At 41.1% G+C, this 16,115-nt stretch carries 18 protein-coding genes; 10 read left to right on the top strand and 8 right to left on the bottom strand.

Annotation, left to right across the window (positions count from 1 at the left end):
• Position 1 precedes the first annotated feature (1 nt).
• The 5 genes from QK890_RS09930 (at position 2) to QK890_RS09910 (ending at position 5,264) form a co-directional block, all read left to right on the top strand.
• Entirely contained in the window at positions 2-2,680 is a 2,679-nt protein-coding gene (locus QK890_RS09930) for a TonB-dependent receptor (protein WP_032539702.1), read from the top strand.
• 6 nt (positions 2,681-2,686) lie between these two features.
• Positions 2,687-3,721, top strand: a complete 1,035-nt coding sequence (locus tag QK890_RS09925) for a DUF4249 domain-containing protein (protein ID WP_032539704.1) — start codon at positions 2,687-2,689, stop codon at positions 3,719-3,721.
• 37 nt (positions 3,722-3,758) lie between these two features.
• Positions 3,759-4,046 carry a LysO family transporter gene (locus tag QK890_RS09920; protein ID WP_005808502.1) on the top strand — a complete coding sequence of 96 codons (288 nt, stop codon included), beginning with the start codon at positions 3,759-3,761 and terminating at the stop codon, positions 4,044-4,046.
• Positions 4,043-4,645, top strand: a complete 603-nt coding sequence (locus QK890_RS09915) for a lysine exporter LysO family protein (protein ID WP_005808504.1) — start codon at positions 4,043-4,045, stop codon at positions 4,643-4,645. Before QK890_RS09920 ends, QK890_RS09915 begins: the two co-directional genes overlap by 4 nt.
• 265 nt (positions 4,646-4,910) lie before the next feature.
• The gene (locus QK890_RS09910) at positions 4,911-5,264 is read left to right on the top strand and encodes a hypothetical protein (protein ID WP_005808506.1); all 354 of its coding nucleotides are present in this window, start codon (positions 4,911-4,913) and stop codon (positions 5,262-5,264) included.
• Between the two features lie 323 nt (positions 5,265-5,587).
• Here QK890_RS09910 and QK890_RS09905 read toward each other — a convergent pair whose 3' ends face one another.
• From QK890_RS09905 to QK890_RS09890, 4 genes are all read right to left on the bottom strand, one after another.
• Positions 5,588-6,397, bottom strand: coding sequence for an endonuclease domain-containing protein (locus QK890_RS09905; RefSeq protein ID WP_032539706.1), 810 nt, complete (start codon positions 6,395-6,397; stop codon positions 5,588-5,590).
• A gap of 91 nt (positions 6,398-6,488) precedes the next feature.
• Positions 6,489-8,252, bottom strand: a complete 1,764-nt coding sequence (locus QK890_RS09900) for a DUF2326 domain-containing protein (protein ID WP_032539707.1) — start codon at positions 8,250-8,252, stop codon at positions 6,489-6,491.
• Entirely contained in the window at positions 8,249-8,395 is a 147-nt protein-coding gene (locus QK890_RS09895) for an ABC-three component system middle component 8 (RefSeq protein ID WP_350448881.1), read from the bottom strand. Before QK890_RS09895 ends, QK890_RS09900 begins: the two co-directional genes overlap by 4 nt.
• Positions 8,396-8,481: 86 nt before the next feature.
• Positions 8,482-9,429: an ABC-three component system protein gene (locus tag QK890_RS09890; protein ID WP_032539709.1), complete on the bottom strand. Its 948-nt coding sequence runs from the start codon at positions 9,427-9,429 to the stop codon at positions 8,482-8,484.
• A gap of 393 nt (positions 9,430-9,822) precedes the next feature.
• Between QK890_RS09890 and QK890_RS09885 the strand changes: the two genes are divergently transcribed.
• Positions 9,823-9,972, top strand: a complete 150-nt coding sequence (locus QK890_RS09885) for a hypothetical protein (protein WP_175413933.1) — start codon at positions 9,823-9,825, stop codon at positions 9,970-9,972.
• Between the two features lie 304 nt (positions 9,973-10,276).
• Here the strand turns inward: QK890_RS09885 and QK890_RS09880 are convergent, their stop codons facing one another.
• Positions 10,277-11,404 carry an ATP-binding protein gene (locus QK890_RS09880; RefSeq protein ID WP_005781477.1) on the bottom strand — a complete coding sequence of 376 codons (1,128 nt, stop codon included), beginning with the start codon at positions 11,402-11,404 and terminating at the stop codon, positions 10,277-10,279.
• A 355-nt stretch (positions 11,405-11,759) separates the two neighbouring features.
• Here QK890_RS09880 and QK890_RS09875 point away from each other — a divergent pair, with 355 nt between their 5' ends.
• Together QK890_RS09875 and QK890_RS09870 are read left to right on the top strand one after the other, a co-directional pair.
• Positions 11,760-12,995 carry a site-specific integrase gene (locus QK890_RS09875; protein WP_032542969.1) on the top strand — a complete coding sequence of 412 codons (1,236 nt, stop codon included), beginning with the start codon at positions 11,760-11,762 and terminating at the stop codon, positions 12,993-12,995.
• A 12-nt stretch (positions 12,996-13,007) separates the two neighbouring features.
• Positions 13,008-13,370, top strand: a complete 363-nt coding sequence (locus QK890_RS09870; protein ID WP_005809276.1) for a hypothetical protein — start codon at positions 13,008-13,010, stop codon at positions 13,368-13,370.
• 107 nt (positions 13,371-13,477) lie between these two features.
• Here the strand turns inward: QK890_RS09870 and QK890_RS09865 are convergent, their stop codons facing one another.
• The 3 genes from QK890_RS09865 to QK890_RS09855 are packed head-to-tail and all read right to left on the bottom strand — an operon-like array spanning position 13,478 to position 15,176.
• Positions 13,478-14,491: a DUF2971 domain-containing protein gene (locus tag QK890_RS09865; RefSeq protein WP_005809274.1), complete on the bottom strand. Its 1,014-nt coding sequence runs from the start codon at positions 14,489-14,491 to the stop codon at positions 13,478-13,480.
• 55 nt (positions 14,492-14,546) lie between these two features.
• Positions 14,547-14,852: a helix-turn-helix domain-containing protein gene (locus QK890_RS09860; RefSeq protein ID WP_032538125.1), complete on the bottom strand. Its 306-nt coding sequence runs from the start codon at positions 14,850-14,852 to the stop codon at positions 14,547-14,549.
• A gap of 30 nt (positions 14,853-14,882) precedes the next feature.
• Positions 14,883-15,176 carry a helix-turn-helix domain-containing protein gene (locus QK890_RS09855; protein ID WP_023056835.1) on the bottom strand — a complete coding sequence of 98 codons (294 nt, stop codon included), beginning with the start codon at positions 15,174-15,176 and terminating at the stop codon, positions 14,883-14,885.
• A 207-nt stretch (positions 15,177-15,383) separates the two neighbouring features.
• Here QK890_RS09855 and QK890_RS09850 point away from each other — a divergent pair, with 207 nt between their 5' ends.
• The gene (locus tag QK890_RS09850; RefSeq protein WP_032538124.1) at positions 15,384-15,743 is read left to right on the top strand and encodes a helix-turn-helix domain-containing protein; all 360 of its coding nucleotides are present in this window, start codon (positions 15,384-15,386) and stop codon (positions 15,741-15,743) included.
• Between the two features lie 3 nt (positions 15,744-15,746).
• Positions 15,747-16,097, top strand: a complete 351-nt coding sequence (locus QK890_RS09845; RefSeq protein WP_032538123.1) for a helix-turn-helix domain-containing protein — start codon at positions 15,747-15,749, stop codon at positions 16,095-16,097.
• Positions 16,098-16,115 lie beyond the last annotated feature (18 nt).

Here is a 16,115-nt window from a genome sequence, read left to right as displayed (position 1 = left end):
CATGAGAAAATCCAATCCGGATTTCCACCACATCAGAAGTTACATTCTGATGTGTGTGGTTTCCATATTCTTTTCGACTATCAACGCGCAGACACCGGAGCCCAGGATCACCCTCAAGCTGCAAAACACCAGCCTCTCAGAGATTATCCGGCATATAGAACAAGCCACCGGTTTCTCTTTCATCTACGGTGAAGAAGTGAAACTCGACCATAAAGTCAGCCTCAACGTACAGAAGAAACCTCTCGGAGAGGTTCTGAACCAGTTGTTTGCCAACGAACCGATAAGCTATAAAATAACAGGAAAGCACATCCTGTTACAAAAAATCCCCCCCAAACCCGTAAGCCGCAGGTTTACTATCAGTGGATACGTAACTGACGGGGCGTCTGCCGAAACGCTGATTGGTGCCAATATTCTTGAGAGTCGTCATCATCAAGGAACCACCACCAATCCTTACGGTTTCTACAGCATTACGCTGCCAGAAGGAGAAGCTCAGTTGAGCTTCTCCTATTTGGGTTACACCAGCCAGCAACACGTACTGACCCTGACCCGTGACACCCTGCTGAACATCCGGATGAAAGACAGCAACATGCTGCAAGAAGTGGTCGTCGTGTCGGACAAGACCGAATCGGGGATCATGGCCACTCAAATGGGTGCCAGCGAGATACCGATGACACAAATAAAAAACACTCCCAGCATACTGGGAGAAGCAGATGTAATGAAAGCCATCCAGTTGATGCCGGGCGTACAGGCCGGAATGGAAGGATCTGCCGGATTGTATGTACGTGGTGGTGGCCCCGACCAGAACCTGATCTTGCTGGACGGTGTACCGGTGTACAACGTAGATCATTTATTAGGATTCTTCTCTGTCTTCACTCCCGAAGCCGTAAAGAAAGTAACCCTCTTCAAAAGTTCTTTCCCCGCCCGCTTCGGCGGACGCCTCTCCTCCGTAATTGACGTACGCACCAATGATGGCGACATGAAGAACTATCATGGCGTAGTCAGTATAGGACTCCTGACCAGCAAACTCAATTTCGAAGGGCCGATCATCAAGGACCGGACTTCTTTCAACATTTCTGCCCGCCGCTCCTACATCGACCTGCTGGCCAAACCCTTCATGCCAAAAGAAGAAAAGTACAGTTATTACTTTTATGACATCAATGCCAAAATCAACCATAAATTCTCCGACCGGAGCCGCCTCTTCCTCAGTGCATACAATGGCAAAGACCATTTCATGACAAAGTATGACGACACTTACTACGGTGACGAAGACAAGTACAGGGACGGCGGAAAAATGAACTGGGGCAACACCATCGTTTCGGGACGCTGGAATTACATCTTTAACAACAAACTGTTCAGCAATACCACAGTCGCTTTCAATAACTATAAGTTTGACGTCAGCACGTTCACCAAGAACGAGATACATACAAACAACCAAATAACCTGGAACCGCTATAAAGCCGACTATAAATCGGGAATCCGGGACTGGAGTGCTCAGATAGATTTTGACTATAATCCTATCCCCGCACACCATGTCAAGTTCGGAATGCAATACCTGCACCATAGTTTCCGCCCGGAAGTATCCACCTCAAAGATATTCGACAAGACCGGAGAAACCATCGAGCGGGATACGACGTATTATACCGCCTCTAACAGCGAAATCCTTGCCCACGAAGCATCTGCCTACCTTGAAGACAACTTCAACCTGAGCAGTCGCCTGCGTATGAACCTGGGCCTGCACTTCTCGACTTTCCAAGTGCAAAAGAAAAACTATTTCTCCATACAACCCCGCATCTCCGCACGCTATCAGCTCAACAAGGACATCGTAATCAAAGCTTCTTACACCAAAATGAGCCAGTATGTACACTTGATTTCATCCATGCCGTTCGCCATGCCCACCGACCTGTGGGTGCCGGTGACCAATAAAATCAAACCTATGCAGGCGCATCAGGTATCGTTGGGTGGCTATTACACAGGAATCGACGGATGGGAATTCTCGGTGGAAAGCTACTATAAAGGAATGAAAAATGTGCTTGAATACAAAGACGGAGTCAGTTTCCTCGGCTCTTCCACCGGATGGGAAGACAAAGTGGAGATGGGACGCGGACGCTCCATGGGTATAGAATTCATGGCACAGAGAACCATCGGGAAGACAACCGGATGGCTGGCATATACATTGGCCAAGAGTGACCGTAAATTTGCCAAAGGAGGGATAAACAATGGGGCACGCTTTCCATATAAATATGACCGGAGGCACAATATAGACCTGACCCTCAACCACCGGTTCAACGAACGAATCGACGTAAGTGCCTCATGGATACTTACCACCGGAGGTACAACCACAATCCCCACTGAACTGACGGCTATCATCCGTCCGGGCGATAACAATTCATCGATACAAGAAGGAGATTATGTCAAGCACCGCAACAACTATCGCCTTCCCGCCACGCACCGGCTCAATGTAGGTGTTAATTTCAGCAAGAAAACACGACATGGCATGCGTATCTGGAACGTCAGTATATATAATGTATACAATGCCATGAACCCTACCTTGGTATATCGCACCTACAAAAAGACCGAATATACTCAAGGCGAACAAGCACAAGGCAACCGCATACCGGTCATCCGGAAATTCACCTTGTTGCCTTGTATTCCTTCATTCAGTTATACATATAAATTCTAAGTATTTATGAAACGATCCATTCACGACATACTCCTGTTCCTGCTGGTTATTATATCTGCCACAGCCTGCAACCACGATCTCCCTTTCGATCTGAAGGAGAATCCGCCTAAACTGGTGATGAACGCCATCATCAACGCCGATAGCACTTACAACGAACTGTTCCTGAACTTTACCGGCAGAAACCAAATCGGACAAATCAACGGAGCCACTGTGGAAGTACGCATTAACGGTTCTCTCAGCGAAACGCTGCGCCCCGATCCGTACAGCAGCGATAAAGGACGTTTTTATATCAACAGTACTTTCCGTCCGGGCGATGTAGTCCGCATAGACGCCATGACAGATGACGGTGCATATCATGCATGGGCGGAAGTCACCGTCCCCCAACCTATCGGGAAGATAGAAAAGGTAGATACAGTCTCTATCATGAGAATACCAAGTAACTATGGTTACGGGACTCCGCCGAGAAGACATCTCCGTTATCAAATCCAAATAAACGACCGTCCGGGGGAGAAGAATTTCTATCGGATCATTGTGGAACAGCGGAAATACTGGAAATACTATTGGCAACAGGGTGACCAGATTAACTGGGAATCGGCCATGTCGAAAAGTTTTAAGTTGCAGACAAACGAAGATGTGGTATTGACCGACGGCAAGCCGAGTACGGAAGAAGATGACGAAAACGGCCTGTTCGGCAGTGTCACTAACAAGTATGCCGTATTTGACGACTCACGTTTCGCGGACGGAAGTTATACAATGACTGTCTATAACGATATTTACGGATGGGGATTCTGGGGAAGTGAATATACATGGATAAAAACAGATGTCTATATCCGCATACTCAGCATCACCGAAAAAGAATATTATTATCTGAGAGCACTGAACCTGCTCGACTCAGATGCCTATGACAATACCTTAAGTGAGCCCATTGCTTTCCCCAGCAATGTGAACGGCGGTACCGGAATGGTTGGATTCAGCGCAGAAACCAACTACATGCTGACGGTTAAAAACCACGCAGTTCCCCCAACGATGCCGGATTTATAAAGAAACCACTATCTTTGTGCCCTAAAAGCACATTTATATGTTTATAATAATCGGAATCATGCTTACAGGTATGCTGCTTGGCTACCTGTTACGTAGCAAAAGACTCACATGGATACATAAAGTCATCACATTATTAATATGGCTGTTGCTCTTCCTCCTCGGCATCGATGTAGGAGGCAACGAAGCCATCGTGAAAGGACTGCACGCCATCGGGCTGGAAGCCTTCATCATCACCACAGCAGCCGTAGCCGGAAGCACACTGGCTGCATGGGGACTATGGTATCTGCTTTATGCACGTTATCAGAAAAAGGAGGTGAAGCCATGAAAGGCAGCCTTATTATCGTCTCTTTTTTTATCGTCGGCACCCTGTGCGGACTTTTTCATCTGATTCCATATGATTTCAGCCAAAGCAAACTCAGTTTTTATGCTTTATGCGGGCTGATGTTTTGTGTCGGTATCAGTATAGGCAATGATCCGCAAACATTGAAAAGTTTCCGGTCACTGAATCCGCGCTTACTCTTCCTACCCGTAATGACCATTCTGGGCACACTGGCAGGATGTGCCGTAGTCAGTCTCTTTCTATCGCATCGCTCACCGGCCGATTGCATGGCAGTGGGTTCCGGATTCGGGTATTATTCACTCTCAAGCATTTTCATCACCGAATACAAAGGAGCCGAACTGGGAACCATCGCACTGCTCTCAAATATCATGCGCGAAATCATCGCCTTGCTTTGTGCTCCTTTATTGGTAAAGTTCTTCGGAAAACTGGCCCCCATTTCAGTCGGAGGAGCTACCACTATGGATACGACTCTTCCCATTATCACCCGTTGTTCAGGGCAGGAATTCGTCATAGTCTCTATCTTTCATGGTTTCATTGTGGACTTTAGCGTGCCGTTTCTGGTGACACTATTCTGTTCCATATAGGTATCTTATTACAAAACTGTTTCAATTTTCGCAATAATGTTATCTTTTTCACACTTCTTTCTTGATATACATCAAGAAATGACACCTTATTGCCTACTTCCCTTCCCTATCCCTTTTATGTTGAACAACATATTTGTATATTTGCATAGGTAAAAAGAAAAAGCTAAGAGCTTAACAATTGTTTTTAATAGGTATTAGGGGTCCTTATGATAAGGATAGGGACAAAGATTAGTTTTCAGGAATAACAATTAAAAAAGTAGGTATTATGAAAAGATTAGGATTAACATTAGTAGCAGCACTCTGCCTTGCTGCCACCACATTTGCAGCAGAAAATCAACCTACAGTTGCAAAATGGGAAGGTAACATCAATGTGAATAAATTGGGTAAATACCTGAATTTATCTTCTGTACAGGCAGAAGAAGTAGCCAACATTTGTAACTACTTTGACGAGCAGATGGGAAGAGCCACTACGTCAAAAAAGAATAAAGACACCCTGGTTCGTAACGCTGTCTACGGAAATCTGAAGTTGATGAAAAAAACGTTGACGGATGCTCAGTACACGAAGTATACTACAATATTGAATATGACTTTGAAAAACAAGGGCATCGAAGTAAAGTAGAAACTTGATTGATGAATAAAAGGATAAAAGACCGGTGTCGTCGAATGAACTGACACCGGTCTTTTATTTTTATACCAATCACCGACAGCCGCGAAGATGGTTAGCACTGATGTTTCCGGTTAAATCAGTAATTCCTCCTAAGCCAAATATTGAAAAGTCTATCATACACCTGATATCCTCCAGACCCCTGAGTCGCAAATAATTGATTATCAATGCACTTCATTCTCCTCTTTTTTATTTCTTTTTCAAGTACTATCTCCCTCTTTCCTTTATTTTCCTGAGATGTGTGCAAATTGTGTGCAATTAGGTTTTATACTGTATTGCTAGGATTTGAATAAATTTTGAGGAAGATTGTCTATGAATTCTCCAAAATAACATCTTATTATATTAAAGCACACTTCATTATCTGCGTCACTGTCAGAACAATTAGGCATAGTAGAATTAAATATCTTATTTTCTGTCATATATTCAATCAATTTATAAAAAGACATCAACATATACTCTTTATTTCCCCAATTTTCGTGATTTGTAGATAATAGCCCATCGCAATCTTGATATTTAATGCATTCTTTTCCATATGCCCAATCTTGTTCAAATACGATATAGAACCAAGATAGAAAATCCGTTACTAATTCATGAAGTTGCAGTTCTTTAGGCGATATATCGGTTTCATTTGCATGTTTAGATTTCTCTATTTCTTCTTTCCTCTTCTGCAATATATCAACAATTATATCTGCGGTTTTTTCTATATTATCTTTTACCAATGAATTAGGAACTCTTAATGTGAAAAAGCCTTTATCTAATGAGAATTTCGTGCGATTTAGGTCAGACAAAGCTTGTCTCGAATCCATATTATGTTGACTCCCGTCAACTTCTATATTTATTTTAAGACATGTTATCGCTATATCAATTGTTTTATGTCCATCGTACTTTTCAAGTTCCGCAGGTACATTTCTCTGTTTCAAAGCTAGATATAACCTTTTAGCATATTCGGTAGCTTTAGACTTTTCTGTAAGCCAGTTTTGACATACTTTACATAATGGAAAACCATATCTACTTACTGCATAGTCGTTTACACTATCATATAAGGGGTAACCGCATTTTAAACAGTTGTGGTTTAAAAACATTTCCATAGTAATCGTATTCTATTCGTTTATATGATTATATCTATGTCTCTCAACGGAATTTTCTATTTCCTTAAGAGACATAGAATGTTATTAAATATCAAAAACTGAAACCAAACAATTTGCCATCATCACCAGAATCATCAAGGGTTAAACACTTCTCTTCTGTGGTGAACGTTTCTAGAATTTCAATGGGCAAATCGTCTTCTATTGAAGTACATATATATTGAATATCATATAGTTTGCAATATTCTTGTACGAGTTCTATGAATTTCTTCTTCTTACGATTGTCCAATCCTTCTAAAACTCCGTCATGATAAACAAAACGATAAAATGAATGTTTACGATATGCGATTAAAACAGCCACATCAAAAGCTACACAAAGCATTTTTCGATAGGTATATCCATTACTTTCAGCTGTAATTCTTGATGACTCAGCTACATCAGTTTTGAATTCTACATTACCATTAGTGTTTTGTGTGACATATAATAATGCTTCGACATTAAACACTGTGCGGAAAACCTCATTGAAGATTTTCTTAATTTCTGCATTAATAGGGTTATCTTGATACTTTATATTATCATTTATCTCCTTTATCGTAACTTCAAGTTTACTATCGATTTCCGATACAATATCCTTTAAGTTTGCAATTTTATCAATACTTTTAAGTTGTTCTTCTAATTTCGAGATTTCACCTTCAAGTCTTGCAAGATTAATTTGATAAGTCTTGAACTTCTTAAATGAATCCTTAGATTGTAAAACATTTAAAGTTTCATTTCTTTGGGCATTTAACTCTTGTAACTTTTGACGTACTTCTTGTAATTCTTCTGTAATAGCCTTAATACGTTCTTTTAAATACTTATTTCTTTCTTTGGTAATATCATTATTGAATTGTACCAATTCTTCGTAGCTTTTACTCAAAGATTGAGGAAAATAGACTTCTACATCAGAATATATGTCTTTCAACTGTTCCATGTCGAATGAAACTGAATTAGCTATGGATTTTTGAGCCTTATCTAATTCATAAGAAAGACTATATTCCAAAGAGTTAAACTCTGCGATAGAATTCTCAATATTATCAACGAGATTCTTATTTAAACTACGTTCTTGTTTATAAAAATTAAAACTATCTATTTGTTTCCTAGTCTCTTCTAATTCTGAATGCTTTAATGCTATTCGTCCTTTTATCTTGTCTATTTCTCCCTCATCTACAGAAAATTCATTTTTAATACTATTAATAAATTTGGTTTGATTTTCAATTTGACTGTCAAAATTATATTTTTGAGTTAACAGCTTTCCATTAAATCCAAGTAGATCAAACATAAAAGGTTTCCAATCAACATGTTTCCCATTTTGGAATTTTCCTAATTGGAATACGTCATTGTAATCATTTTGACCTCGCAAAAAGTATGTTATAGATTTTCTATAATTCCAATTAGTGAGTATGTCAAAAGCAAGATAGGCATTTAAAGCCTTTATGCTTGGTGATAGCCCCATGTCAAGGATATCCCAGTCAGAATCTTCACTTAAACGAGTTTTTTGGTTGTTTCTTTTGAATGATATTTTGTTAGGTTCATTAATGCTACGGCGAATAGTTAAATAGTCGCCTGAATTTAAAAAAATCTCCAAAAATAAAACAATCCCATTAAATTTAGTTTCAAATTTTTTAAAGACATGCTTGTTGTCAATCTGTTTCAGAAGCATAAAATCTAGCACTCCAATCAATGTTGATTTTCCAAGATTGTGTGAATCTTTGGTAAGGTCATATTTTTTAGTAACTTTACCTATTACTAGATTGATACCGTTGTTGAATACAATATCTTTAAAAGTACTTGTATTAGAATATAATTGACTCAATTTCATCGTAGTAATTCTATGGTATCTAAATTCTTATTATATTGTATTTTCCCTAATAAATATAGGAAACTAAGAGTTGATGAAAATACTTCTTTGGTATTTTCTCCTTGAACAAAAACTAATCTATCAAGAAGATCATCATATCTCATTATTCCTGAGGATTGAAGAATCTTCAAGATTATACCTCCTAAATTGAGAATAGAGAGGTTTAAATCTAAATATTTATTAGGAGCTATCATTTAATTTTACCTATATCGCAATTAAAATACATAAAATGAACAAATATTCGAAACAAGTTTCTTCTATCTTTTATTTCTTCTTTGTCTAAATCAACAATAGTGTTAACGATATGTTCTATTACCTCCATGAAAGAAGGGAATTCCCCTCTATGTTGTATTATATATGCTTGTAAGTCAGCGATTGTATTTTGATATTTTAAAGTATACCGCTTGTTTTTGGGGTCTTTGAGAAACTTTTCAATCTCAACAAAATATGGTAACGATTGCTTTTTAATAAAATCAAAATACTCATCACTTAAATCATTCAATAGATTCTTTTCCTTTTTATCAATATTCAAAAGAGAGTTACTACTATTGCATGGAGTGAAATTTAAATAATCATTTACATCACTAAAAAGTAAAATGACTTCCTGAATATCTTTTTCGTAAAATCGTTCGGGAGCATTAAATTTGTGTAGACCAAATTGTTGGACAATTTTGGGATATGATGCTAAATATGAATCAAGTTGTTCTTTTCCTACAACATCTGCATTCTTTATATTTAGCTCCGAAATCAATCTATTGGTAATTTCAGGATGTTCACCACCTGTTAATTTTCTATTAGTAAAGAGTAAATAGTTATCAAAAGGATGTTGCTTTTGAACTTCTAATAAACGATTTATTTCTTTAGAAACTATGCTAGTTTGATTTTTATAAAAGTTGTTATCTGAACAGCTAGCTTCCGATGAAGTTGTATGTTTTGCTTGTATCACAAACACCCCTTCCCATTGTGATGCACATGAAGGAAAATTTTCAGCTTTTCCTTCAAACCAACTGTCTTTCCCTTCGTCTTTTCCTTGGGAGAATGTTTTGCATCCTATACCCAATATATTCTGGCATATAGCAATAATAAGATTCTCAAAATCTATTTCATTTAAGTTCTCATATTGATATTTTGTGCGCATACTTCTCTTTTTTCTGCAAAGTAACATTTTATTTTCAAATTGGCTTAAGTTTTAATAGAATATTTTGAAAATAAGTAGTGTCTTGATTGCCTATTCATATTTCAAGTATATATGTTCCATCGTTATCAATTGTAGAGAATGTGACCTTATTTTTTATGAAATCATTTATCCCGATTGATACGCACAGATGAATAAAACATTGGAGCTGGATAAAAATGCGATATAAAAGGATGAATATCCAAATACATTTCCGTCTAATTGTTTATAAATATCCAAACACCGTTTAAAATTTAGTTCAACACTCTTAAAACGAGGTCATCTCCTATGTAGTCTCTAATCATTTAACAAAGAAGGTAAATACCCGGTAAAAGTCAAAGTTTACCAGGTAACGAAGTGGGCGAAGTAAACGCCATTCTCAGGCTGTCGGACTATGGAAGAAAGAGAGCGACGGTGTGGCGACTGATTGCCAACACTTGCTGGAGTGACATAGGGGCAAAAGGAAGGTATCTGATAGCGGCACTAAATAAGGCAAAAAGGAAATAAACGGATAGGGCAAATCCCCTGTGTATAGTTGACAAAAAAGCAAGTATATTGGCTCTATACTGCAGAGACCTTCAGTGAGGCTAAAAAGTAAAAATCAAACTTAACAAGCTGAAATACAAACTATTCAAAGTTCAAAACATCTGTCAGTAAAAGCTTTGTTTTAACACAGAGTTAAAGTTTATTCTTTGGATGCAAATAACAAGTGTTTTAAATGCAAAAGACTTATTATTTGCACACAAGAATAAAATAAACGGAAATTGACATTAACATTGTTAAACAGTCGGTTTTCCCCATACAATTCAGCTCAACAATACTCCCTCTTAAACCAAAGTTCGAATACAGGATCAGAAAACACATATAGTTCCCCCTCCTTCTCAATAAAATCACGTTCGGTCAGCATACGTTTGTTGCGGGTGATGGTTTGTGCACTTCCCAATTCATATTTCCGCACTACAGGAATAGAATTGAAGCGGTATTCACCATTGGCTACGGCACGTAACATGGCTGTTTGCGCAGCGGTCAGATTTTCAGTATCATTCATGAACATAGGCATATTGGTATCTATCAATTGCCGGGTACGCATTTCAATGGTTTCGTCAGTCACTTTGTCGGAAGTGCCACTCCAGACGAAGTAACACAACTGTTGCAGATACCATGAATGGCACTTCACGATGTCACACAGCTGTTCGGCTTGCTCTTTGCTGATTTCTTTATTCGTCCGCTTGAAGGCATTGACGATAAAAGGTACCCACTCCTCCTTCTTAATCTTTTGCAGGAATAGTACCTGCCCGAAACGATAGAAAGGATTGGATGAGTTGTTGAAAATATCCAGCATCATGTGTCGTTTGCTTCCGTAGAAGCAATAAGATACTTGTTGCTGTTTTTGCCAGACAGAACGCATTTTACCTTCCAGATCTCTGTAGCCGGATAGTTGTGCCAGTTGTTGAAATTCGTCGATGCAGACTATCAGCCGTATGCTTTTGGCTATGGCTATCTTTTCGGGCAATTTCAGTATTTCCATAACATCCCTTTCTTCCAATTCGAATTTCAAGTCAAAAGACATCGTATCGGTAGGGGTGCTTTTCAGCGTGATACTGGGTGAAACAGTTTTTAAAAAGTGTCTTACATCTTCCAATCGTTTTTCAAGCGTAGATGCAGCGCAAGCGATGACTTCACGGGCAAAGATCCGGTAGAACTCGGATTCGGTCTTGATACTGAATGCATCGATATAACAGACACGAACCTGTTTATCTTCATGCATCAACTCGTCCATCGCTACTTTGACAAGTGAAGATTTTCCCCAACGACGTGGAGAGATGAGCATTACGTTAATACCCGAACCTAACAACTCTTTCAGTTGTTTGCGTTCTTCTACCCGGTTGACAAAATTCTCTTTATCGACCAGTGTACCATACTGAAAAGGTGATTTCATAAGCTGTTTCCTTCTTTATCACATTACAAAGATACTACAAAAAAGTGGAATACAGAAGAATGAAGTAATAGAATTGATTTACAGAGGTTTCATTTAAGCAGCCGATTATCTCCAACGCCACCACAATCCTTGCCGAAGCCAAGTCAAGACGTCGCAACGTTACTTGTTCGTAACCACACCATATAGGTGACGAAATTGGCACGAATGGCAAAACAAGGCGTTGTGATATAGTGAGTTACTAACAACTCACGCGACAAATCCAGTTACGGAAAAAGATTGCGTCGTTCCTCCGTGTTTTGCGTACCGACGAAGGATTCTTCACCGACTAATTTTGAACCTAAAAAAATTAAGGACGATGAAGAGTACATTTTCAGTTATCTACTACCTCAAACGTCAGGTAGTGAAAAAGGACGGGACAGTACCCGTCATGGGACGTATCACGGTGGACGGCAGCCAAACACAGTTCAGCTGCAAACTGACCGTCGATCCTAAGCTGTGGGACACCAAAGGAGGACGTGTCACGGGCAGAAGCACGGCTGCACTCGAAACGAACCGTATGCTCGACAAGATGCGCGTACGCATCAACAAGCACTATCAGGAAATCATGGAGCGTGACAACTTCGTCACTGCGGAAAAGGTGAAAAACGCCTTTCTTGGACTGGAACACCGCTACCACACGCTATTGCAGGTGTTCCGGCAACACAACGAGGACTATGCCAAGCAGGTGGAGGCAGGCATGAAAGCCAAAGGCACGTTTGACAAATACAAGATCGTTTACAAGCACCTGCAAGAGTTCCTCACCATCCGCTACCACGTGAAGGACATCGCCCTGAAAGAGCTTACCCCCGCTTTCATTTCCGATTTTGAAATGTTCCTGCGCACGGACAAACACTGCTGCACCAACACCGTGTGGCTGTATGTCTGCCCGCTTCGGACGATGGTGTTCATCGCCATCAACAATGAGTGGCTCACGCGCGACCCGTTCCGCGAGTATGAAATCAAGAAGGAGGAAACGACCCGCAGCTTTCTGACGAAAGATGAAATCCGCCTGCTGATGGAAGGTAAGCTGAAGAATGCGAAGCAAGAACTGTATCGTGATTTATACCTGTTCTGCGCCTTCACGGGCTTGTCGTTCGCCGATATGCGCAACCTGACGGAAGAGAATATCCGCACCTACTTTGACGAACACGAGTGGATAAACATCAACCGCCAGAAGACGGGTGTGGTGTCCAACATCCGTATGCTCGACATAGCGAAGCGCATCATCGACAAATACCGTGGGCTGTGTGGGGACGGCAGGATATTCCCCGTACCCCACTATAACACGTGCCTTGCCGGAATCCGTGCCGTCGCCAAGCGTTGCGGTATCACCAAGCATATTACATGGCATCAAAGCCGCCACACGGCCGCCACGACGGTGTTCCTCTCCAACGGCGTACCCATCGAAACGGTCAGTTCCATGCTGGGACACAAAAGCATAAAGACAACGCAGATATACGCGAAAATAACCAAAGAGAAGCTCAATCAAGACATGGAGAACCTTGCCGCGAGATTGAACCAAATCGAAGAATTTGCAGGTCGTACCATCTAAAACAGAGAAGCCATGAAACGTGACATAATCATCATTGAGGACAAGGCGGTCAGCGTAACCGGTAACGATGTATGGATGACCGCCGGAGAAATCGCCAGACTGTTCCACACGGGTGTCCCGGCAGTGAACGCCGCCATCAAAGCCATCCTCAAAACGGACGTGCTGAACGACTACGAGGCATGCCGCTACATCCAACTTGAAAACGGTCTGTATGCGGATGTTTACTCGCTTGAGATAATCATCCCCGTCACCTTTCGGCTGAGCACATACCATGCCCATCTTTTCCGCCGCTGGCTGATGGACAAGGCACTTGCAAAAGACAAGCATACCGCCTACATGTTATTCGTACATAGCGGAAAAGGCGGTTACTGCTGAAAAGACGATGAAAATCAATTAAAAACGGACAACCATCAAGCTGTCCGTTTTAACTTTAAAATAGTCAATTTTGAATATACAAATTATGTGCTAAAGAATATGAGGTATCAAAATTGAGATGGCTTATATAACATCTCATACTTTAACGAGCCACAATCAATGTACATATCATATTCCGCAATTCCTTTTTCTTGTGCTATATAATGCAAAGTTTTCTTGTGGATGTTTGAAATTCTCTCTCCATAATAGATTGCTTTAGGAACAATTTTCAGGCTTGTTGCACGAGAATGTGCGGCAGGTTGTTTCTCTGAATGAATAATACGCCATTCATTTTCATATTCCCACTGTGTGGATTTGTGAATAGCCATTTTCAAATGCGATAGTGAATCTATATTTTTAACATCCAGCCCCAAGCTCTTTGCTATATACCATTGAATAAAACTATTTGCATCAAAGCGGTTATTATCATATATAACAGGCAAGATACAACAATTCATTTCTCCTTGTTCTAATAAGAACCTTAAATCATATTCCAATGCAAACCCTTCATGATTTTGGGCATAGTGACTCCACATTATAACAGAATCTATGCTTTCACTTAAACATGCTATTGTAGATACGACCTTTAATGTATCCCCCATTTTTAATAGGATTTCTTTCAATATGTTTTCCATTACAACACTAAAAAGAGCTAATGTCAATGGATTTATGCCGTTACACGATATTACCTGTTTTTTTAAACCTGTCAAATTGTTTCTTCCGAAAAATTGGATTACACTTGGAGGAAATTCGAAATCTTTAGTTTCAAGTATCTGTTTGAATTGTTCAAGAAATTCTTCTGTACAACAAGCTCTCATTTGCTCTTGAATATTATCCAAACTATAATAAACAAGAGTGTCATAGGGGTCATTAAACTTATCAGCAGTAACAGCATAAACCAGATCCTTGTCAAAAGCATCAAGGTTTAATGTTGAACAACTCCTATATCTATACAGTTTTTGTGGCAACATTGACATCAATGCTGCACTTATAGGATAGATTCGGGATTTTATGTCCTCTTGCTCAATTCCTTCAGGAATTATTGTGGATTCTAACAATTTTGCAAATTCACTCCGAAGCATAATGGTATTCGTTTTAACCACAAAGGTACGCATTTTATTCCGGAATGTCAGGACATTACTCCATCGGTTTGCGGTAATTCGCCTCCAGCAGTTCACGCAATCCCGATTCGGGGTAAAGCACCTTCCCGCCTAAAAGGATAAAGGGCAACACTCTGTTGTTACGGTATTCCTGCAAGGTACGGCGGCTCACACGGAGCAACTCCGCCACCTCCCTGTCCGTCAGGTAACGTTCCCCGTCCAGCGGTGGACGGTAGTTTTCCAAAAATGCAGAGAGCCATTTAGAGCCTTTGCGCATATTCTGCACCACGGTGGCAAGCGGCTCGTCCTCCAGTGTAAAAACATCGTTGTTCTCGTTCATCATAACTTTGGATTCAGTGGGTGAATAATAAGATTACCTGCCGCCGGGATAGAGCGTACCGATAAGCGGAATCAGCCTCCTAACTTCTTCCGGCTTGTAATAGAACCTGCGGTTTATCTGCGAGTAGCCGATAAGCCGCTTGTCGCGCAACGTCTGCAACGTGCGCGGGCTGATTCTCAACTGCCCGCAGACTTCCTCGCCCGTGAGCCATCTTTCCAACCGCCCGCCGTCGCTCTTGCGCCTCAGGGCGGCAACCTTCTCCGAGAGGGCGTTGAAGGACGCCACCATCATCTCGAAGGTCTTTTTCTCGATAGATACAATTTCCATATTCAAAACATTTCAGGTTTGCCGCAAAGGTAACGCCATCCTCATGAACGCATATCGTTTCCCGCTGAAAGGCTGTATGTTGCGCCGTCTGTCCGGGTAATGGAGCCATTTCCAATAAAAATCTTACGTGAGACACGTAGTGAGCTGTTAAAGCCCCTTTTGTTTATTGCCGAATTTTGCCGCAGAAACCAAAAGAAAGGACTGAATATGAAAGTAATAACGATGGAAAGTTCCGCTTTCACCGCATTGACGGAACAGATAGCCGAGATAGCGGCACACGTGCGTGCCGTTTCCGGCGAAAGAAAGGAAAAATCCGCAGACAGGTTGCTCACCACCCGTGAGGCGGCGCACCTGTTGAATGTGAGTACCCGCACCCTCCAGCGTATGCGTAACGAGCATCGCATCGGCTATGTAGTGCTGCGCGGCAAATGCCGCTACCGACAGTCTGAAATCGACCGCCTGCTTGCGGACTGCACCGTCATGGAAGACGCGGCGACACCGACGGAACTGAAACGCAACCATACGCTACGCACGGGCGGCGGCAAACCCAAAAGAAGGAGGACGTGACATATGGAACTGCTTACCCGAAACAATTTTGAGAGCTGGATGCGGAAGCTGATGGAACGGCTCGACCGTCAGGACGAACTGCTGCTGTCCTTGCAGCCGTCCGGCAAAGCCCCGAACCCGATGGAGCGTATCAGGATGTTCGACAACCAAGACCTCTGTATGCTGCTCCAGATAAGCAAGCGTACCCTGCAACGCTACCGCAGCATCGGCGCGTTGCCGTACAAGACGCTCGGCAAAAAGACCTATTACAGCGAAGAGGACGTGCTGACGTTCCTTTCCGGACACGTAAAGGACTTCAAAAAGGAAGATATAGCCTTCTACAAGGCTCGTATCCATAATTTCTTTCAAAAATAACCCATTAAAACATTTTTC

The organism is Bacteroides sp. NGMCC 1.200775, assembly GCF_040798045.1.
Lineage (GTDB): Bacteria > Bacteroidota > Bacteroidia > Bacteroidales > Bacteroidaceae > Bacteroides > Bacteroides hominis.
Note: the sequence above shows the minus strand (reverse complement) of the source record. Positions and strands in the feature narration are given on the sequence as shown.